19 protein-coding genes and 1 other annotated feature are annotated in these 18,875 nt (G+C 47.7%); of the genes, 9 read left to right on the forward strand and 10 right to left on the reverse strand.

Annotation, left to right across the window (positions count from 1 at the left end):
* The 7 genes from Q1A40_RS18015 to Q1A40_RS18045 all read right to left on the reverse strand — a co-directional run.
* On the reverse strand, positions 1-462 hold a 462-nt coding region (locus Q1A40_RS18015; protein ID WP_300002907.1), incomplete at its 3' end, for a transposase.
* A gap of 49 nt (positions 463-511) precedes the next feature.
* Positions 512-859, reverse strand: coding sequence for an IS66 family insertion sequence element accessory protein TnpB (gene tnpB / locus Q1A40_RS18020; RefSeq protein WP_300002910.1), 348 nt, complete (start codon positions 857-859; stop codon positions 512-514).
* A complete protein-coding gene (locus tag Q1A40_RS18025) occupies positions 856-1,254 on the reverse strand; it encodes a transposase (RefSeq protein ID WP_300002912.1) in 399 nt (132 codons plus the stop codon). Before Q1A40_RS18025 ends, tnpB begins: the two co-directional genes overlap by 4 nt.
* 32 nt (positions 1,255-1,286) lie before the next feature.
* Positions 1,287-2,294 carry a hypothetical protein gene (locus tag Q1A40_RS18030; protein WP_300002915.1) on the reverse strand — a complete coding sequence of 336 codons (1,008 nt, stop codon included), beginning with the start codon at positions 2,292-2,294 and terminating at the stop codon, positions 1,287-1,289.
* Positions 2,295-2,817: 523 nt separating this feature from the next.
* Positions 2,818-3,609 (reverse strand): MerR family transcriptional regulator, encoded by a 792-nt coding sequence (locus Q1A40_RS18035; RefSeq protein WP_300002917.1) that lies wholly within the window; start codon positions 3,607-3,609, stop codon positions 2,818-2,820.
* Positions 3,610-3,618: 9 nt separating this feature from the next.
* Complete coding sequence (locus tag Q1A40_RS18040) at positions 3,619-4,239, reverse strand: L-threonylcarbamoyladenylate synthase (protein ID WP_300002919.1); 621 nt, start codon at positions 4,237-4,239, stop codon at positions 3,619-3,621.
* A gap of 15 nt (positions 4,240-4,254) precedes the next feature.
* Entirely contained in the window at positions 4,255-5,115 is an 861-nt protein-coding gene (locus Q1A40_RS18045) for a PHP domain-containing protein (RefSeq protein WP_300002922.1), read from the reverse strand.
* 162 nt (positions 5,116-5,277) lie between these two features.
* Positions 5,278-5,371: a sequence feature (Trp leader region), on the forward strand.
* A 21-nt stretch (positions 5,372-5,392) separates the two neighbouring features.
* On the opposite strand from Q1A40_RS18045, the gene Q1A40_RS18050 reads away from it, so the two are divergent.
* Genes Q1A40_RS18050 through trpA form a run of 5 tightly spaced genes read left to right on the forward strand, consistent with a single transcriptional unit; the run spans position 5,393 to position 11,922 of the window.
* Positions 5,393-6,955 (forward strand): anthranilate synthase component 1, encoded by a 1,563-nt coding sequence (locus tag Q1A40_RS18050; protein ID WP_300002925.1) that lies wholly within the window; start codon positions 5,393-5,395, stop codon positions 6,953-6,955.
* Positions 6,955-8,550 carry a bifunctional anthranilate synthase glutamate amidotransferase component TrpG/anthranilate phosphoribosyltransferase TrpD gene (gene trpD / locus Q1A40_RS18055; protein WP_300002927.1) on the forward strand — a complete coding sequence of 532 codons (1,596 nt, stop codon included), beginning with the start codon at positions 6,955-6,957 and terminating at the stop codon, positions 8,548-8,550. Before Q1A40_RS18050 ends, trpD begins: the two co-directional genes overlap by 1 nt.
* A 4-nt stretch (positions 8,551-8,554) precedes the next feature.
* Positions 8,555-9,916: a bifunctional indole-3-glycerol-phosphate synthase TrpC/phosphoribosylanthranilate isomerase TrpF gene (gene trpCF, locus Q1A40_RS18060; protein WP_300002930.1), complete on the forward strand. Its 1,362-nt coding sequence runs from the start codon at positions 8,555-8,557 to the stop codon at positions 9,914-9,916.
* A gap of 12 nt (positions 9,917-9,928) precedes the next feature.
* Positions 9,929-11,119, forward strand: coding sequence for a tryptophan synthase subunit beta (gene trpB / locus Q1A40_RS18065; protein ID WP_300002933.1), 1,191 nt, complete (start codon positions 9,929-9,931; stop codon positions 11,117-11,119).
* Complete coding sequence (trpA, locus tag Q1A40_RS18070; protein WP_300002936.1) at positions 11,119-11,922, forward strand: tryptophan synthase subunit alpha; 804 nt, start codon at positions 11,119-11,121, stop codon at positions 11,920-11,922. The genes trpB and trpA overlap by 1 nt, the downstream gene beginning before the upstream one ends.
* Before the next feature lie 633 nt (positions 11,923-12,555).
* Here trpA and ompW read toward each other — a convergent pair.
* Positions 12,556-13,191, reverse strand: a complete 636-nt coding sequence (ompW, locus tag Q1A40_RS18075; protein WP_300002938.1) for an outer membrane protein OmpW — start codon at positions 13,189-13,191, stop codon at positions 12,556-12,558.
* Between the two features lie 448 nt (positions 13,192-13,639).
* Here ompW and Q1A40_RS18080 point away from each other — a divergent pair, with 448 nt between their 5' ends.
* The 4 genes from Q1A40_RS18080 (at position 13,640) to Q1A40_RS18095 (ending at position 16,516) form a co-directional block, all read left to right on the forward strand.
* The gene (locus tag Q1A40_RS18080) at positions 13,640-14,383 is read left to right on the forward strand and encodes a YciC family protein (protein ID WP_300002941.1); all 744 of its coding nucleotides are present in this window, start codon (positions 13,640-13,642) and stop codon (positions 14,381-14,383) included.
* 57 nt (positions 14,384-14,440) lie between these two features.
* Complete coding sequence (locus tag Q1A40_RS18085) at positions 14,441-14,983, forward strand: septation protein A (protein WP_300002943.1); 543 nt, start codon at positions 14,441-14,443, stop codon at positions 14,981-14,983.
* Entirely contained in the window at positions 14,980-15,375 is a 396-nt protein-coding gene (gene yciA / locus Q1A40_RS18090) for an acyl-CoA thioester hydrolase YciA (RefSeq protein WP_300002946.1), read from the forward strand. The genes Q1A40_RS18085 and yciA overlap by 4 nt, the downstream gene beginning before the upstream one ends.
* 316 nt (positions 15,376-15,691) lie before the next feature.
* Complete coding sequence (locus Q1A40_RS18095) at positions 15,692-16,516, forward strand: C40 family peptidase (protein ID WP_300002949.1); 825 nt, start codon at positions 15,692-15,694, stop codon at positions 16,514-16,516.
* Between the two features lie 21 nt (positions 16,517-16,537).
* Here Q1A40_RS18095 and Q1A40_RS18100 read toward each other — a convergent pair whose 3' ends face one another.
* Together Q1A40_RS18100 and Q1A40_RS18105 are read right to left on the reverse strand one after the other, a co-directional pair.
* Positions 16,538-18,001 (reverse strand): HAMP domain-containing sensor histidine kinase, encoded by a 1,464-nt coding sequence (locus Q1A40_RS18100; RefSeq protein WP_300002952.1) that lies wholly within the window; start codon positions 17,999-18,001, stop codon positions 16,538-16,540.
* A gap of 2 nt (positions 18,002-18,003) precedes the next feature.
* On the reverse strand, positions 18,004-18,687 hold the full coding sequence (locus tag Q1A40_RS18105; protein WP_300002954.1) for a response regulator transcription factor: 684 nt from the start codon (positions 18,685-18,687) through the stop codon (positions 18,004-18,006).
* Between the last annotated feature and the right edge of the window lie 188 nt (positions 18,688-18,875).

An 18,875-nucleotide genomic window follows, 5' to 3' on the forward strand; every position in this document is an offset into this window, starting at 1 on the left:
CTTTTCCCGTACCGTGCGGATAACCCGGAAGGCGCTGCGTATCAGCTCCAGCTGTTCGGCGATATCCTCACCCAGGTCACTCAGCGAACCACCACACTCCGGGCAGCAGGGGGCCGCTGGCTGCAGGCGTTTTTCATCGCGTGGGAGTGATTCGGGGAACGGTTTGCGGGTGCGGGTCTGACGCAACGGGCGCTGCACTGCCGGATCATCCACCCGACCCGTCAGTGTATCGCTTTCCTGCTGAAGCCGGTTCAGGTCAGCTTCCATCTGTGCGATACGGCGGGAGACCTTTTCGGAACGACTGCCGAAGTTCATCCGGCGGAGTTTATCCAGTTGCGCCTGCAGATGGTCTATTTCACGCTCCCGGTGGCTCAGCTTTTCCTGCAGGGCGTGGATCAGCGCCTCCTGTTCGGCCAGGCGCTGTTTCAGCAGAAGGATGTCGTCAGAGGAGGTATTGTTCATAAGCCCGCATTTTACCAGGCTTATTCTGCGATAACCAGGATAAAAAGGTTTACAGCATGGTCAGGGATGTCAGCAACCGCTTCGGCTGCCGCCAGTCGATACCTTCCATCAGCATCGCCAGCTGCGCTGGCGTCAGGAACACTTTGCCATCGCGGGCTGACGGCCAGGCGAAGCGGCCTCGCTCCAGGCGTTTGGTCAGCAGGCACAGTCCGTCTCCGGTGGACCACAGCAGTTTGACCTGACTGCCGCTGCGGCCCCGGAAGATGAAGACGTGGCCGGACATCGGATCGTCTTTCAGCGCCGTCTGCACTTTTGCGGCCAGACCATTAAAGCCATTGCGCATATCAGTGATACCGGCAACCAGCCAGATTTTAGTCCCGGATGGCAGGCCGATCATCGTGATTTTCCAGCCATCATTTCACGTAATATAAGGCTCAGCAGTTCTGGAGAAGGATTGTGCAGCGTGATATCCCCCTGCAGTAGCCGGGCGTGACAGACGGTTTGTCGCGGATCAGCAGAAGTGACAGCGGGCAATGGTGTTTCTGATGTCAGTTCCACAGGTAAAAGTGAGGCTGATGCGGCTTTGCGGTATTGACGCCGGGGTCGGGAGACTCGCCCTTCACTCTGCCAGAGTCTAATCCATTTAAAGAGCAGGTTGTCATTAATGTTATATTCGCGGGCCAGCGCGGCGACACTGCTGCCTTTATCAGTGGCGCTGAGTGCCATTTTTACCCGTTTAAGTTTCAGTTCCGGGGAATAATGCTGTCGGGAGCGACGTTCTTGAGAGTTCATCGAGGTGTCCACCTGCAAAAATAAGTGGACACCTAAATTACAGCGACTGGGGGAATAAACCAGACGGTGGTGGGATGACGCTTACAGTAAATCTTGAGATGTTTTTCGACGTGCTGACTACTCAATAAATTATCTTCCGGCACATCACACTCAATGCACTCTTCAAGGGTCATTTCTGAATAAGGATTTTTGTTTCGTCGAGGAAGACCCTTGATAACACCTATAGTTTTCCGTATATGCTGTTTCGTGATCTCGTCGACTGGGATGTCACCTATAACGTACAGTAACACATCGTAAAAACGTTGATTCTCCTTGGCAGTCGTTGATGCCCATCCCTTACCTTTCTCGGAAGTGAACATCTTCCAAGCATCAGACAATAATGGACAGTCAGCTTCTTCCTCAGCAAGCGTACAAGGTGATATTGCTTGTGCAATATTCGCCTTTTCCTTGGAAAAAATATCCATTATTTTCTCATAGCGTGGTGCATCACCGGAAGAAAACGCATTTATCGCCTGAAATTGCAAGTCATGGAAGTGAATCATTCTTTTAGTATTATCGAGGAGAGACGGCTTGAGATCCTCTGGGATAATAAACTCTTTGTCCAATCCCCAAAGCCTGGAAGCAGTATCTGCGTCTACGTTCACCATCTTAGAGCGCATTACGTCAGCCATCGTTTTAGCTTGTTTAGCCAAGACATCAAGAGACTGAGTTGAATTGTAGTACCGTGAGTTCGGTGAAGAAAAATCAGCATCCTCAATTGTTATTTCTAAAATATTCAATAGAAGTCTGTTAAGCCCCTCCAGCGTCATCTCGCGTACACCGTTGATTTTTGCCCTAAACGTTTCTTCACTCATCGTCCCGTTTTGAACCAAAGGAATAAAAGGCGTTAAACGTGACATTGTAACTTCCACTGCCTTTAATGAATCAGTACCTAAGGATTGACGGAAAAATGTGCCCGAAGGGAGACGGAAATTAATATAAAACGTCTTACCGCGTTGAGTGATGTACCGTGGTTTGTTGTACAGTCGTTTGTTGGTCATCTTGTGACATCCAATGTTGTAAAATCAAATAGTTAGATAATAATCACAAGATAAGATATTGATAATAATAGCTTCAACGACGCCTTCACAGGCGTCTGGTATACTTATAAAAACAACAAGTTAGAGTTTTAATCAACTTAACTCACTGATATGTAACTGTTTCATAGTCTATAGCCTGGCATGCAATAATCTCGCGCAAGCTATCACACACAATGATTCGTGGGCGTACATACTACACTAAATTTTGCCAGAAGGGGGCAGCAAGTTTTGCGGGCATTTTTAGCTGAAATAAGGGCCTCAGCAATGCACGACAAACTCAGAACTTCAGCAGGTTCATTCTCATACCGAATACATCGCGTTAAATCCAGAAAATAGCGATAATTATCAGGTTTCTTTGGGGTATGCTTAGTTAATATAAGCGGCCAGTTAGCCGCCCATTTTAAAAGATAAATAAGGGCAGAAATCGCTCAATTAAGAAGAGACTGTTGAGTTAATAAAAAGCGTTTTAATAGCATAAATTCATTTACTGACCAAAAAGCCGCCGCTCGCTATCATTAGCCAAAGCATTAAGCGTTGCCTCAACTGCAGGCCCGGCTAAAATAACCGGTTTTCCTTCAGCTAACCAACGCTGATATTCTGCTCGCTGCTTTTGATTGAATACTCTGTCTATCCAGATAACAATATGATCTGCTTTTATTTTATCCAGCTCCGGCATCGCAATAACCTGGGGTAAAACTTCCACCCTGAAGCCATCACTCGCATAGCGAATAGACTCAAGCCAGATATCAACGCTGTCATTAAGCGACATGGCAATAATATGCATACTGCCACCATAGCGTTTACGTCCACTCGCCAGCACGAATGTGGCATATTCAATTAATGCGCCGTCAAGAGCAGCGCGCGCCATGATCATTCCGGAACGATTATCAGCACTCATCCATAAACGCAGCGGACGGATCATTTCGTCGATAAAAATAGCCGGGGGTAGCTCACGGCCATAACGCCATACTAAACCACGAAGTTTAGCATGCTGTTGCTCCTGGCAATGGGAAATAAAGATATCCTGTATTGCAAACCAGCCGGAAGTACGACGTATCTCCTCCCCATTCAGTAACGCGAGTATATTACTTAAGGGAACGCCCTTTTCCAGCCAGCTGACAATCTCATAGACACGAGAACAATGGTTGATATCAAAAAAGCGATGTCCCCGCTCATCAACATGCGGTTTTATTAAGCCATAACGCTGCCAGCTACGAATATTCGCGGGTGTAACGCCGCACTGGGAAGCAAAAACGTCAATGTTGAAACGCGCCATAGAGTCCCTTTAAAGGAAAGGTTTCACGTCACCCGCACCCTCACGTAATACAACTGGTGCATCTTCAGTCAAGTCGATCACGGTTGTCGGCTGTTGTCCCAGATATCCCCCGTGAATAATAGCATCCACCACTTTTTCCAGACGGTCTTTAATCTCTTCCGGATCTGACTCAGTAAAATCACTGCCCGGTAACATCAAAGAGGTTGACAGCATAGGCTCATCCAAAGCTTCCAGTAATGCCTGGGCAATAGGATTTGAGGGGACTCGCAAACCAATCGTTTTACGCTTTTCCTGTAACAGTCGACGAGGAACTTCTTTCGTGCCTTTTAATACAAACGTGTAGTTACCTGGAGTATTATTTTTGATCAAGCGGAAAGCAACGTTATCAACAAAGGCATAAGTGGAGAGTTCAGATAAATCACGGCACATCAGTGTAAAATTGTGACCACCAGGGAGCTGACGAATACGACAAATACGTTCCATGGCATTTTTATCTTCCAGTTTACACCCTAAGGCATATCCTGAATCGGTAGGATAAACAATTACTCCGCCTTTACGAATAATATCCACCACCTGACTAATCAGACGTGGCTGGGGATTATCCGGATGAATATATAAAAACAAACTCATAATTTTCTCTCTTTACTATGGGGTGTTTGCCCAACGCAACCACACTGGCTCAACACCACCAGGTAGCCATAATTTACGTCCAAGCTCAATCCACGCGCAAGGCTGATGGAAATCGGAGCCCTGAGAGACGAGTAAATTAAACTGCTGAGCATAACTTGCCAACAAAGTGCGCTCATTTGGCGCTTGCTGACACTGTGCCACTTCCATGGCATCACCGCCACATTCAGCGAAATGCGCCAGTAATCGTTTTAACCATTTTGCGCTTAAACCGTAGCGAGCAGGATGCGCAAGCACCGCCTGTCCGCCCGAGCGATGAATAATATCAATGGCTTGTTCTATACTACACCATTGAGGAGGGACATAGCCTGTTTTCCCTTTTGCGAGATACTTCTTAAAAACATCCGCTATATTACTGGCATATTTCTGCTCAACGAGGAAACGGGCAAAATGAGCCCGCGTAATTTCCCCTCCTTGGGCGTGTTTCATTGCGCCAGCGAGTGCACCGGGAATTCTCGCTTTCTCAAGACGTTCTGCAATCAGCGTAGCCCGACGTTGCCGGCGCTCGCTTTGCGCCTGCAAAAATGCCGATAAAGCCGCGTCAAACTCATCAATATTCAGTCCGACAATATGAATTTCATGATTTTCCCATAACGTGGAAATTTCCACCCCAGAGATAAGCTGTAAGGGCAAATTAAATTCACTGATCGCTTGTCTGGCCGTTGCCAGGCCGCTAACCGTATCATGGTCGGTAATTGCCAGTACATTAACCCGCATATCGACTGCACGCTGCACCAGCGCTTCTGGTGTTAACATACCATCAGAAGCGGTAGTATGGCTGTGCAAATCATGAATGACCAGCAATTCTGTTTCGCTCAAAATATCTCCGGTAATTAAAAAGGCGAATAGGCTTTTATCATACCGATATTCAGTAATTTAGAAAAATCACTATTGACAATTAATCCCTGAACCAGTTTACTAGTACGAAAGCTCACTTAGATTAGAAAGGTATCTGAAATGAAAGCGATGATTTCTGTAACTCGTGGTTGGCGTACTTCCTGAATCAGGACGGCGCGCGCATTCATGCTATTTGCTAGCACAGATATCCAGCCCGCCCTATCGCGGGCTTTTTTTTGAACAAAATTTGAGAAATAACATGCAACCACAAAAGCCAACACTTGAATTACTGAGCAGTGAAGCAACGTATTGTGATGATCCTACAACCCTTTTCCATAAACTGTGTGGAACCCGTCCGGCAACGTTATTGCTGGAGTCTGCGGATATCGACAGTAAGAATAATTTAAAAAGTCTGTTACTGGTAGACAGCGCTCTGCGTATCACCGCGATGGGTCAGGTTGTGACTCTGCAAGCCTTAACCGCCAACGGCGCTGCCCTGCTCCCACTGCTGGACACGATTTTACCTGATGAAGTGACCAGCGAAAAACTGCCTGACGGCCGTATTTTGCATTTCCCTGCCGTCAGTGCGTTATTAGATGAAGATGCCCGTTTGTGCTCTCTGTCAGTCTTCGATGCATTCCGTTTGCTGCAAGAATTGGTGATTGTCCCCACAGCCGATCGCGAAGCAATGTTTTTCGGCGGATTATTCGCCTATGACCTGGTGGCCGGGTTTGAAGACCTACCCGCATTGAAACAAGATAACAGCTGCCCGGATTATTGCTTCTATTTAGCTGAAACATTACTGACTATCGATCATCAGAAACAACAGACTCGTATTCAGGCCTGTCTCTTCACACCGGTTGAGAGCGAAAAACAACGTCTGCTGGAACGCACCGCTCAATTACGCCAGCAAATGACTGAACCTTTAGAAGCGGTTCCCGTGGAAATTGTGGCAAACATGCGTTGTGATGTAAATCAAAGCGATGAAGCCTACGGCGCCGTCGTTCGCCAAATGCAGACATCGATTCGTGCCGGAGAAATTTTCCAGGTTGTGCCTTCTCGTCGTTTTTCACTGCCCTGTCCGTCTCCGCTGGCCGCCTATCAAACTCTGAAAAAGAGCAATCCAAGTCCTTACATGTTCTTTATGCAGGATAATGATTTCACTCTGTTTGGCGCTTCTCCGGAAAGCTCACTGAAATATGATGCCAGTAACCGTCAGATTGAAATTTATCCGATAGCCGGAACGCGCCCTCGTGGCCGCCGCGCGGACGGGTCGTTAGACCGTGATCTCGACAGCCGTATTGAACTGGAAATGCGTACCGATCAGAAAGAACTGTCTGAGCACCTAATGCTGGTTGACCTGGCGCGTAACGACCTGGCCCGAATCTGTACTCCAGGAAGCCGTTACGTCGCTGATTTAACCAAAGTAGACCGCTATTCCTTTGTTATGCATCTGGTATCACGCGTAGTGGGTGAACTGAGTCATGACCTGGATGCCTTACATGCCTATCGTGCCTGCATGAATATGGGCACCTTAAGTGGGGCCCCAAAAGTGCGCGCAATGCAATTAATTGCACAAGCCGAAGGAGTTCGTCGTGGTAGCTATGGCGGTGCTGTGGGTTATTTCACCGCAGCCGGTACCCTGGATACCTGTATTGTTATTCGTTCAGCCTATGTTGAGGCGGGTGTGGCAACAGTTCAAGCCGGAGCCGGTGTGGTACTGGACTCCGACCCGCAGTCAGAAGCCGACGAAACCCGTAATAAAGCGCGCGCGGTACTGCGTGCGATTGCCAGCGCCCATCATGCTCAGGAGAGTTTCTAATGGCTGACATTCTGCTGCTCGATAATATCGACTCTTTTACTTACAACCTGGCAGATCAGCTGCGCAGCAGTGGACATCATGTGGTCATTTACCGCAACCACGTCCCGGCCCAACTGTTAATTGACCGACTCGCGACCATGAATAACCCGGTGCTGATGCTGTCTCCTGGCCCCGGTACACCGAGTGAAGCAGGTTGTATGCCTGAACTACTCACCCGGTTACGCGGCCGACTGCCCATTATCGGTATTTGCCTGGGGCATCAGGCAATTGTTGAAGCCTACGGGGGTTATGTCGGTCAGGCTGGTGAGATCCTGCACGGTAAAGCCTCTGCGATTACCCATGACGGCGAGGCGATGTTCGCCGGTCTGCCTAACCCGCTTCCGGTGGCACGCTATCACTCCCTGGTGGGAAGTAATATTCCTGCCGGGCTGACCATTAATGCTCAGTTTGACGGTATGGTCATGGCGGTACGTCACGAAGCAGATCGCGTTGTCGGTTTTCAGTTCCACCCAGAGTCTATTTTGACGACACAGGGGGCACGTTTGCTGGAACAGACTCTTGACTGGGCGTTACTGAAACTCAAACAGACGAATAGTACACAACCTATTCTTGATAAGTTATATCAAGGACAAACGCTGGAACGAGAAGAAAGTCACCAGCTGTTTTCTGCGATTATCAGTGGCGAATTAAAGCCAGAACAATTGGCCGCAGCCCTGGTCAGTATGAAGGTCCGCGGTGAACATCCTCTTGAGATAGCCGGTGCTGCCAGTGCGTTACTGGAACATGCTGCCGCTTTCCCGACGCCAGATTATGAATTTACGGATATCGTCGGCACCGGTGGTGACGGCAGTAACAGCATTAATATTTCGACGGCCAGCGCTTTTGTTGCTGCTGCCGTAGGCATGAAAGTGGCTAAGCACGGTAACCGCAGTGTTTCCAGTCGCTCCGGTTCGTCTGATTTATTAGCCGCATTTGGTATTAATCTTGATATGAGTGCCGATGCATCACGTCAGGCACTGGATGAATTAGGAATTTGCTTTTTATTCGCGCCTAAATATCATTCGGGATTCCGTCATGCGATGCCTGTCCGCCAGCAGCTGAAAACCCGTACCCTGTTCAATGTGCTGGGGCCGTTAATTAACCCGGCACGTCCGCCGCTTGCCTTAATTGGTGTATATAGCCCGGACCTCGTGCTACCGATTGCGGAAACCTTGCGTATGTTAGGTTATAAACGTGCTGCCGTGGTTCATAGCGGCGGGATGGATGAAGTTTCACTTCACGCTGACACTCACGTGGCTGAGCTTCATAATGGTGAAATTAAAAGCTATATCCTGACTGCGGAAGATTTCGGTCTGGAACCCTATGTTCAGGAAGCACTGGCAGGCGGCACACCAGAAGAAAACCGTGATATTCTAACCCGACTGTTACAGGGTAAAGGTGAACTTGCCCATGAGTCAGCCGTCGCTGCCAATGTGGCAATGCTGATGCGTATTCATGGCCATGAAGATTTGCGAGAAAATACCCAAAAAGTTCTGGATGTGATTCGTAGTGGTGCGGCCTATTCACGGGTAACCGCTCTGGCCGGAAGAGGATAAACCAATGCAAGAGACTGTATTAACGAAAATCGTTGCGGATAAAGCACTATGGGTAGCCGCGCGTAAACAGCAACAACCGCTGGAAGACTTTCAGGATCAGGTCGTCGCGACTGAGCGTGATTTTTATCAGGCGTTACGTGGCCCACGCAGTGTTTTTATTCTCGAATGTAAAAAAGCATCCCCTTCTAAAGGCGTTATTCGTGAAGATTTTGACCCTCAGCAAATTGCGAGCGTCTATAAGCATTATGCTTCTGCAGTATCGGTCCTGACTGACGAAAAATATTTTCAGGGGAGTTTTGACTACCTGCCGATTGTCAGCCAAGTGGTCACACAACCGGTACTGTGCAAAGACTTTATTATCGATCCCTATCAGATTTATTTAGCGCGCTTTTATCAGGCGGATGCTTGCCTGCTGATGCTCTCGGTGCTGGACGACGAACAGTATCTTGCCCTGGCGGCTGTCGCGCACAGTCTGAAGATGGGCGTGCTGACAGAAGTCAGTAACGAAGCCGAGCTGGAACGTGCAATTGCGCTTAAAGCCAAAGTGGTGGGAATTAATAATCGTGATTTACGCGATTTATCTATCACTCTTGACCGTACTCGCCAGCTGGCCCCACGTTTACCGCGTGATGTCACGGTTATCAGTGAATCAGGCATCAACCATTATGCCCAGGTGCGTGAACTCAGCCATTATGCGAACGGCTTTTTAATTGGCTCAGCCTTGATGGGTGAGCCTAATCTGACCCAGGCAGTGCGTCGTGTACTGCTGGGAGAAAATAAAGTTTGTGGTCTGACCCGTGCAGAAGATGCTCAGGCGGCCTACAGTTCCGGTGCCATTTACGGTGGGCTGATCTTTGTTCCGACATCGCCACGTTTGGTGAATGAGCAACAAGCCGCTACCGTCATCGCTGCAGCCCCGCTCAGCTATGTTGGCGTGTTCCGTAATCAAGCCCCAGAAGACGTTGTTGCGAAGGCGACCACTCTCGGACTGTTCGCGGTGCAATTACATGGTAGCGAAGACCAGGCTTATATCGCGGCCCTGCGTCAGGATCTGCCAGCGACGGTTGAAATCTGGAAAGCACTTAGCGTCGGTGAAACGTTACCTGAACGCAATCTTCAGCACGTTGATAAATATCTGCTGGATAATGCTCAGGGTGGGAGTGGTCAGACTTTTGACTGGAGCCTGCTGGCAGATCAGGCGCTGGACAATGTTCTGCTGGCCGGAGGACTGAACGAAAATAATTGCCTGAACGCGTCAAAACTGGGCGTAGCAGGACTGGATTTCAACTCTGGTGTCGAAACCGCACCAGGTATTAAAGATGCTAACAAGCTGGCAGCGGTCTTCCAGACTCTGCGGGCTTACTAAGGAAACCAAGCGATGACATTACTGAATCCCTATTTTGGCGAGTTTGGCGGTATGTATGTGCCGCAGATCCTGATGCCCGCTTTGCGCCAACTTGAAGAAGCCTTTGTGGCCGCGCAATCGGACGCTGAATTTCAGGCTGAATTTACCGATTTACTGAAAAATTACGCGGGCCGCCCTACTGCACTAACCAAATGCCGTAATTTAACCGCCAATACCCGCACCACGCTATACCTTAAGCGTGAAGATTTACTGCACGGCGGCGCCCATAAAACCAACCAGGTTCTGGGCCAGGCGCTGCTGGCGAAGAGAATGGGTAAAACTGAAATTATCGCTGAAACGGGCGCAGGCCAGCATGGTGTTGCCTCAGCGCTGGCTTCAGCCCTGTTAGGTCTGAAATGCCGTATCTATATGGGTGCTAAAGACGTCGAACGTCAGTCACCCAACGTGTTCCGTATGCGTTTGATGGGCGCTGAGGTTATCCCGGTGCACAGCGGTTCATCCACCCTGAAAGATGCCTGTAATGAGGCGTTACGTGACTGGTCTGGCAGTTATGAGACCGCACACTATATGCTGGGTACTGCAGCAGGCCCACACCCTTATCCGACCATTGTCCGTGAGTTCCAGCGGATGATCGGGGAAGAGACAAAATCTCAGATCCTCGAAAAAGAAGGTCGTCTGCCCGATGCGGTTATCGCCTGTATCGGTGGGGGTTCTAATGCCATCGGTATGTTCGCAGACTTTATCGATGAAACGACCGTCAAGTTGATTGGTGTTGAACCGGGTGGCCATGGTATCGAAACCGGCGAACACGGTGCCCCACTGAAGCATGGCCGTTTGGGGATCTATTTCGGGATGAAATCACCGATGATGCAGACCGAAGACGGCCAAATTGAAGAGTCTTACTCTATCTCCGCCGGGCTCGATTTCCCGTCAGTCGGACCTCAGCACGCCTACCTGAACAGTATCGGTCGGGCTGATTATGTCTCAATCACCGACAATGAAGCGCTGGACGCATTCAAAGCATTATGCCGCGAAGAAGGTATTATTCCTGCTCTTGAGTCGTCACACGCTTTGGCTCATGCGTTGAAAATGATCAAAGAAAATCCGGAAAAAGAACAACTGTTAGTGGTGAACCTCTCTGGTCGCGGCGACAAAGATATTTTCACCGTCCACGACATTCTGAAAGCACGAGGTGAAATCTAATGGAACGTTATCATCAACTGTTTAAGCAGCTGAAAGACAAGAAAGAAGGCGCATTTGTTCCCTTTGTGACGCTGGGTGATCCTAATCCTGAGCTGTCATTACGTATTATTGATGCGCTGGTTGAAGGTGGCGCGGATGCCCTGGAACTGGGGATCCCTTTCTCCGATCCGCTGGCCGACGGCCCGACCATTCAGGATGCCGCCCTGCGTGCTTTTGACTCCGGCGTTACCCCGGCTCAATGCTTTGAAATGCTGGCCGCTATTCGTCAAAAATACCCGACCCTTCCCATTGGCCTATTGATGTACGCCAATCTGGTCTTCAGCCCTGGCATTGACGCTTTTTACGCCAAATGTGCAGCCGTTGGCGTGGACTCTGTCCTGGTCGCCGATGTGCCGGTAGAAGAGTCAAAAGCGTTCCGTACTGCGGCACTTGGACATGAGGTTGCGCCTATCTTTATCTGCCCGCCAAATGCGGATGATGCCTTGCTTCGGGAAATATCCTCTCACGGTCGGGGGTACACTTATCTGCTCTCCAGAGCGGGTGTCACGGGTACTGAAAGCCGTGCCCAGCTGCCGCTTCACCATTTGATTGAGAAGCTGACAGAATACCACGCAGCCCCGCCTTTACTTGGTTTCGGTATTTCTGAACCATCGCAGGTCCGTGAAGCCATTGCCGCCGGGGCTGCTGGCGCCATTTCCGGCTCAGCCATTGTCAAGATTATTGAAAACAACCTTGATAACCCTGAGCAAATGCTGATCAAGTTAAAACAGTTTGTGGTTGAGATGAAAGCCGCAACGCGATAATACCGCTGTCAGCTTTAAAAAATAGAACGGGTGAAAAGGATAATGTCACTTTTACCCGTTTTAATCGATTAGTCTGTAAACTCTTCCACATATATCTTCTCAATAATTCACGCTATGTTCCTTACTGAGAACATCATCAAACCCTGTATAACTGTGGGTCTCATCTTACAATCCTTAATAAGTGCATCGTTACGTCAATCATGAGGTCTGTGATTCTCTGTTTAAACACATCCAGTAGAACACCTTTATTACAAAGCACCACAGACAACGTCTTGTCATACGCGCGCAGGGATAATATTTATTTTAAATAATTATCTGGCATATCTTTGAGATTAAAAAAACAAAAAATAAATTCATTCTTCAAATACGACGAAAAAAGCCAGTGGTTATGACTTTTTCTTCATGCTTAAAATAATACATCATTATCTTTTAACAGAGAGATACAGGCCGCCTGGCGTTAATGAAGCATAACGGGTATAAGTCTGTGCACCAGTAAAGAATCCACCGAAGCGGATAGCGGGTGTAATGATGAGCAGTTAGCTTTCAGATGTTATTTCAGAGGTAAAGAATGAAAAAACTGGCCATTTAGCGACCAGTTTTGCATAAGGATTTTGCAGGAGTTTTGCAGAAGACTTAAAAAGTGTAACCCGCGCCGAACATAAACACCCAAGGATTGATTTTAGTATCAATACTTTGGCGGCCTGCTGCGCCTGCATCAAATTTCACTTTGGTGTCGATATCGATATACCAGACGGACATATTCAGCATCCAGTTTTTATCCAGCATATAGTCCACACCTACCTGTCCAGCAGCACCCCATGAGTTTTTAACACTCAGGTTGCTTAAGCCTGCACCTTTACCGGTATCGTTGAATTTGTTATCAAAGAACATGGTGTAGTTGATACCGGCCCCGACATAAGGACGCCATTTGCTGGTGGCATCGCCAAAGTACCACTGCGCCATCAACGTTGGGGGTAACTGGCGAACTGTTGCAAGGGTTCCGGTTGGGCCCAGGCCAACCTTATGACGGAATGGTGTCGCTGCTAATAACTCAATACCAAAATTATCCGTCACCATATAGTCGAAGGTCAGTCCCAGCTGGGTGTTGTTACTGACGCTGAATTCGCCCATGTTCAGTACATCATCTGAACTTGTGGTTGGGCGGACAGTCGCCGTTCCCGCACGCATAAAGAAATCGCCCGCCTGATGCGCTTCAGCTACACCCGATAAACCCATCAATGCCACTAATGCCAAAGACAACTTTTTCATACCCATTCCTTTTGTGTGGTTATTTTAATCGTCCACAATATACGAATAAATGTATGTAAAGTGATCTGACAATCGTCACACTTTGTAGTCTAATTTAACATTCCTTGATCTGGATTAATTTATCCGCAGACTGGTCCGTTCCTCATTCAGCCCCCAGATCAATAAACAGTAGCTGTCAGCCCCTGAATAATAACTCTTCTTCGTCTTTCGAACGATAGCGTTATAATCAAGGGGGACTTACCTGTGTCAGCCTTCGGGCAGAAGCAATATTTACACCCGCTGACAAAGTGAAAATAAAACCTGAGATAGATTGTGCTAGAGGATACTAACCGCCGACAGAAGCAACAAATTTAACTGTACGGAACAGAGGGTTAAGGATGTCAGCGTCCCTCAACCAGGGTACAATTACCCGTTGATTTATAACTACAAGCTATACCGAGGAGAGTGCATGTCTATCACGGCTGGTTCTGTGTACCGTGACACGGGAAATTTCTTACGCCATCAGTTTGTGACTATTCTACTGATTGCGCTACTTTGCGCCTTAATATCGGTGTTATTCGGCAATGCACTTTCGCCCGGTGAACATCAGATGGCCATTTTAAGTGAAGGTGATAATTTATCAGGTAGCACAGGGTTGTTTGACCTGATCCAGAATATGACGCCAGAGCAGCAAAGCGTGCTATTAAAAGCCTCTGCTGTGTCGACATTTTCGGGTCTCATTGGTAATGCTATTCTGGCCGGCAGTATGCTGGTATTAATGCAAATTGTCTCTGCAGGTCAGCGCGTCAGCGCATTACGTGCTATTGGTGCCGCTGCGCCAGTACTGCCTAAAATGCTGATACTTATCTTTATCACCACCTTGCTGGTGCAGATTGGTATTATGTTCATCGTGGTACCGGGAGTACTGTTTGCCATTGTGTTGTCACTGGCACCAGTGATCCTGGTTCAGGAAAAAGCGGGGATTTTCCAGTCGATGCGACAGAGCGTTAAGCTTGCATGGGCAAATATGCGTCTGGTGACGCCTGCTGTGGTGCTGTGGCTGGCAGCCAAAACAGCCCTGCTGTTAATGGTTTCATCTTTCACGGCATTTGCACCGGAAGTCGGTGCCGTTATCGCCAATACGATAAGCAATTTGATCTCTGCTATTTTGCTTATCTACTTATTCCGCTTGTTTATGTTGATTCGTCCCTAATCTTTCTGATGCCTGGCTGAGTTATCGTCAGGCATCATCTGTTAACGGAACCTATTTATGAAGCAGTTACTCGACTTCCTGCCGCTGATTGTTTTTTTTGTTTTCTACAAAATGTACGATATCTATGCTGGCACCTGGGCCCTGATTATCGCCACCGGTGTTGCGCTGATTTATAGCTGGTACAAATACCGTAAAGTAGAAAAAATGACGCTGGTCACCTTCGTTATGGTGGCGGTATTCGGCAGCCTGACGCTTTATTTCCATAATCCTGAGTTTATCAAATGGAAAGTCACCATCATCTACGCCTTGTTTGCTGTTGCCTTGCTGTTTGCCCAGTTTGTGATGAAAAAAGTTCTTATTCAAAGCATTCTTGGCAAGGAGATCACCTTACCTCAAGCTGTCTGGGCACGCCTTAACGTTGCCTGGTCCCTGTTTTTTATCGCCTGCGGCCTGCTGAATATCTATGTCGCTTTCTGGTTATCCGAAAGTACCTGGATAAACTTCAAGGTTTTTGGCTTGACGGCAATGATGCTGGTATTCACGCTATTAAGCGGGGTTTATATTTACCGCCATATGCAACCACAGGATAAGAAAGAATGACTGATGAACGACCATGTGGTGATTTAGTCCTGCGCACCCTGGCGATGCCTGCCGATACCAATCCCAATGGCGATATTTTTGGCGGCTGGTTGATGTCTCAAATGGACCTCGGCGGTGCTATTCAGGCTAAAGAAATAGCGCATGGGCGTGTTGTTACTGTACGGGTTGACGGTATGACATTTCTCAAACCTGTCGCCGTCGGTGATGTCGTGTGCTGTTACGCGAACTGCATTAAGCGCGGAAACACTTCTGTAACTATCAATATTGAAGTGTGGGTCAAGAAAGTTGCCAGCGACCCTATTGGCCAGCGGTATAAAGCGACAGAAGCGGTGTTTATCTATGTCGCCGTCGACCACGAAGGCAAACCACGTCCTCTGCCCCCTGTCAGTTAAGTTTATCTCCCTCGCGGGTTGTGCCACCAGCACAACCCGCTTATAAAATTCTGTCACACCGTTAAATATTTACTCAAAACAAGTCGAGTCGCTCCCGAATGCCCGGTTGAGCCAAACAGCATAACGACAGAATAATAAGGTGGTTATTCTGCAAGCATTAATAGCGCCCCTGATTAACACATGAGATGATAAATGTATTCACGCAATATAAATTAACATTAATTAATTTTTCTTAATGTATCTTTATTAATCTATTATCCCATTCTATTTTAGACAATAATTATATTTTTAAAACAAGCAATAAATGGCGTTGATAATGACACCCTCTACGCGTTTTTTTTTATTATTGGGTACCTCACTGATAAATTTTCCCAGCACGGCGAGTCAGCTGTCAGATATCACCATTTTAACGCCCACTGAAACCAGACACATCAAGTTTTCAGATAATAGCGAGCAATCGCACGCCCGAACCTCTTCCCACAAAGCGCAGCACTACTCGTTGTCTGAACTGGAAAAAAAGGGCCTGCGCGTTAAAGTCTCTGAAAACCAGCAAATCCGTCATCTTTCAGAGGCACCATCATCAACCAAGGCTCTGGTTCGCACGGGATTACGCCAGCAAGCCCGACTTCACGCACAACGCGCTGAGTCATCATTCAGTCAGCAGGTTCAGCGCTCAGGCCAGGATGTTGAAGTATTACTGCGCCGTCTGACCCTGCGCCCACTCTATCAGGACAGATACCTGCGCGCCCGACAGATTGCTCTCAATACGTTGATGGAACAGTTAGGTAAGCCCTATCTCTGGGGGGGCGCTTCTCCTCTCAGTGGTTTTGATTGTAGCGGGCTTATCTATTTTGCCTATAAAGATCATATTAAGCGCCCTTTTCCACGTACGGCCAGAGGGATGTTTCATCTTAGCGATGCCAAAATCATTCGTTCCAGTGAACTGGAACCCGGTGATTTAGTCTTCTTCCGGATTCGCCAGGATTACGTGGACCATGTTGGTGTCTATATTGGTAATAATCAGTTTATCCAGTCACCGAGAACAGGTTTAGATATTCGTATCAGCAAACTCAGCGATAATTACTGGCAAAATCATTATGTCGGCGCGCGTCGGGTGATGACCCCGGAGAATATTCTCTAACAGTATTAATCAGATTATTTATTACTGGCAGCGATTCAAACAAAGATAAACGCAGAGTCCGGGATGGGTATTTTCAAACTTAATCATCCCCCCGTGTAATTCGGTAATAGCATTAACCAGTGACAGCCCCAGTCCGTAACCGTTACTGGAATAACGTTTATCCAGGCGCTCAAAAGGCTCAATCGCTTTGCTTTGTAGGTCGTCAGGAATGCCCGGCCCCTGGTCTGCTACATAGAGCGTTAACCAGCCATGCCAGAAACGGTATCCCAGGATAATTTTTCTACCGTCCGCCGCATATTTAAGGGCGTTTTCAATCAGATTAGCCAGAGCCTGAAACACCAGGCTTCTGTCAATAAATAATCGGAGATCCGTTTTTGGCTCAATAACCAATGAACAAGAACGGCTTTCAGCCAGAGGCTGATAATACTCAACGACATCCTGCAATAATTCATGGGCTGAACAGTCGCCCAGTTGATGGATACAGCGCCCGCTCTCGATTTCGCTAATCCGCATGACGTTTCTGAATAAGGTTAAGATAGTTTGTACTTCATTTACTGCACTCTCTATTTCAGCCCGACTTTGATCGGTTAAATCTTCTCTTTCTGACAGAGAATAAAGCCGGTTATGGAGATGGGTTAAAGGGGTGCGCAGTTCATGGGCAATATGCCCGGCATTGTTTCTGACCTGTTCCATCAACCGTTCAATACGTTCCAGGTTCTGATTAATATCCGCACTCAAAGCATCAAAATCATTACGGTAAGCAGAAAGCGGCATACGTACATGTTTATCGCCGTTGCTGTATCTGTTGAGCGCCTCGCGAATTTCCCGGGCAATATACAGGCTTCGCAGACTGAACTGGCGACTGACATAAAGGCAGATTAGCAGGACAATAAATACCCCGGCTCCGGCAACCAGCGGGATGGTTTTAACTCTTTCGAGCATGGGTAAAATATGATAGCCACGAAACAGAATGCCACCATCATCCAGAAGCACCGACAGCCCCACCAAATTATCACGGTCGTCTTGCTGGATGATTTTTTTCAGGCAAGAGACATCCATGCCGCAACGACCGGCATGTTGTTGCTGTAATGGCATTGAGTGATAAGCAAGCTGACCTTGAGGGTCTATCAACAATACCTGGGCCAGATTGTCGCTATGCTCTAAAGACTCGCGGCTGATTTGCACCAGCATCAACGACGTGCTTTTTAACGATGACTTGACGGAATAGTCATAAATATCATTCACGATAACATCATGCACATGACCGCGAATAAGAGACTCAATTAATTTACTTGAGCCCATCATACTGGCGATGGCGACAATTAAAAAAAGAAAAACAATCGTCATGCCCTGGCGAAAATTAGCCGTCTGCAAAAAGTCAGGATAATGGCTGGCACCCAGAACCTGCCACTGGCGTACTTTCAGAGTGCAATAACGCACACACATCCGACAGCCATTGCAGAAAGTGAAAACTTTGCTGGACATATTTAGCGCTTCTCGACGTGTTCCAGATAATATCCAACCGATCTCAGCGTCTTAATCAGGGGCCTGTCAAAGCCCTTATCCACTTTAGACCGCAGTTTAGACATATGCACATCGATAAGATTAGTTTGCGGATCAAACTGATATCCCCATACCCGCTCTAGCAAATGCGTACGACTGGCGACCTTGTCAGGCGTTTCCATCAGTAATAACAGTAATTTAAGCTCTTTATCTGTCAGATCAATCGGTTTCCCTGCACGCCATACTTTGCGTTCAAGGCAATCAACGGTTAAGTCAGCAAAACTGAGTAGTGTACTTTTGGGCGTATTCCGTTTATCCCGACCGACGATAATATCTAACCGCAAACGGAGTTCATCAAAATTAAACGGTTTTCCAAGGTAATCTTCCGCGCCCAGTTCAAGCCCCATGACTCTGTCAATATCCCGGTCTAATGCGGATAACAGCATCACCGGAGGATGATTTATTACTTTCAATTCGCGCAGTACGCTAAATCCATCCATGCCAGGCATCATTCTGTCTAACAGAATAACGTCATAGGTATTATCTTGAATGGCCGTTAAAGCCTGCGTTCCATTATGAATTATCCGGCAGGTGTGGCCATGCGCATGTAATTTGTTTTCCAGCCAGCTGCAAAGTACTGAGTCATCGTCAACGACTAAAACACGCATAATATCCCCAAATATATAAAGTGTTTTCGACGGGGCATTGCTGACCCCCTGGCGACACGCAGCCGCTATCTACCCTGAGTCATAGCCGCTTTGTTAATTTCGTTGTCTTATTATGGAAAAGATAATAACAATCATTATCACTTAATAGCAAGATGTAACATTTTTATTACGTCCTCGCTCTGTACAAT

It is taken from the genome of uncultured Cedecea sp., assembly GCF_947498825.1.
In the GTDB taxonomy this organism is placed as follows: Bacteria; Pseudomonadota; Gammaproteobacteria; order Enterobacterales; family Enterobacteriaceae; genus JGM124.

What these genes read in the sequence shown, in the direction of transcription:
- tnpB (WP_300002910.1), bottom strand. Translation starts at nt 859, where the DNA reads ATGATCGGCCTGCCATCCGGGACTAAAATCTGGCTGGTTGCCGGTATC.
- Q1A40_RS18025 (WP_300002912.1), bottom strand. Translation starts at nt 1,254, where the DNA reads ATGAACTCTCAAGAACGTCGCTCCCGACAGCATTATTCCCCGGAACTG.
- Q1A40_RS18030 (WP_300002915.1), bottom strand. Translation starts at nt 2,294, where the DNA reads ATGACCAACAAACGACTGTACAACAAACCACGGTACATCACTCAACGC.
- Q1A40_RS18035 (WP_300002917.1), bottom strand. Translation starts at nt 3,609, where the DNA reads ATGGCGCGTTTCAACATTGACGTTTTTGCTTCCCAGTGCGGCGTTACA.
- Q1A40_RS18040 (WP_300002919.1), bottom strand. Translation starts at nt 4,239, where the DNA reads ATGAGTTTGTTTTTATATATTCATCCGGATAATCCCCAGCCACGTCTG.
- Q1A40_RS18050 (WP_300002925.1), top strand. Translation starts at nt 5,393, where the DNA reads ATGCAACCACAAAAGCCAACACTTGAATTACTGAGCAGTGAAGCAACG.
- trpD (WP_300002927.1), top strand. Translation starts at nt 6,955, where the DNA reads ATGGCTGACATTCTGCTGCTCGATAATATCGACTCTTTTACTTACAAC.
- trpCF (WP_300002930.1), top strand. Translation starts at nt 8,555, where the DNA reads ATGCAAGAGACTGTATTAACGAAAATCGTTGCGGATAAAGCACTATGG.
- trpB (WP_300002933.1), top strand. Translation starts at nt 9,929, where the DNA reads ATGACATTACTGAATCCCTATTTTGGCGAGTTTGGCGGTATGTATGTG.
- trpA (WP_300002936.1), top strand. Translation starts at nt 11,119, where the DNA reads ATGGAACGTTATCATCAACTGTTTAAGCAGCTGAAAGACAAGAAAGAA.
- ompW (WP_300002938.1), bottom strand. Translation starts at nt 13,191, where the DNA reads ATGAAAAAGTTGTCTTTGGCATTAGTGGCATTGATGGGTTTATCGGGT.
- Q1A40_RS18080 (WP_300002941.1), top strand. Translation starts at nt 13,640, where the DNA reads ATGTCTATCACGGCTGGTTCTGTGTACCGTGACACGGGAAATTTCTTA.
- Q1A40_RS18085 (WP_300002943.1), top strand. Translation starts at nt 14,441, where the DNA reads ATGAAGCAGTTACTCGACTTCCTGCCGCTGATTGTTTTTTTTGTTTTC.
- yciA (WP_300002946.1), top strand. Translation starts at nt 14,980, where the DNA reads ATGACTGATGAACGACCATGTGGTGATTTAGTCCTGCGCACCCTGGCG.
- Q1A40_RS18095 (WP_300002949.1), top strand. Translation starts at nt 15,692, where the DNA reads ATGACACCCTCTACGCGTTTTTTTTTATTATTGGGTACCTCACTGATA.
- Q1A40_RS18100 (WP_300002952.1), bottom strand. Translation starts at nt 18,001, where the DNA reads ATGTCCAGCAAAGTTTTCACTTTCTGCAATGGCTGTCGGATGTGTGTG.
- Q1A40_RS18105 (WP_300002954.1), bottom strand. Translation starts at nt 18,687, where the DNA reads ATGCGTGTTTTAGTCGTTGACGATGACTCAGTACTTTGCAGCTGGCTG.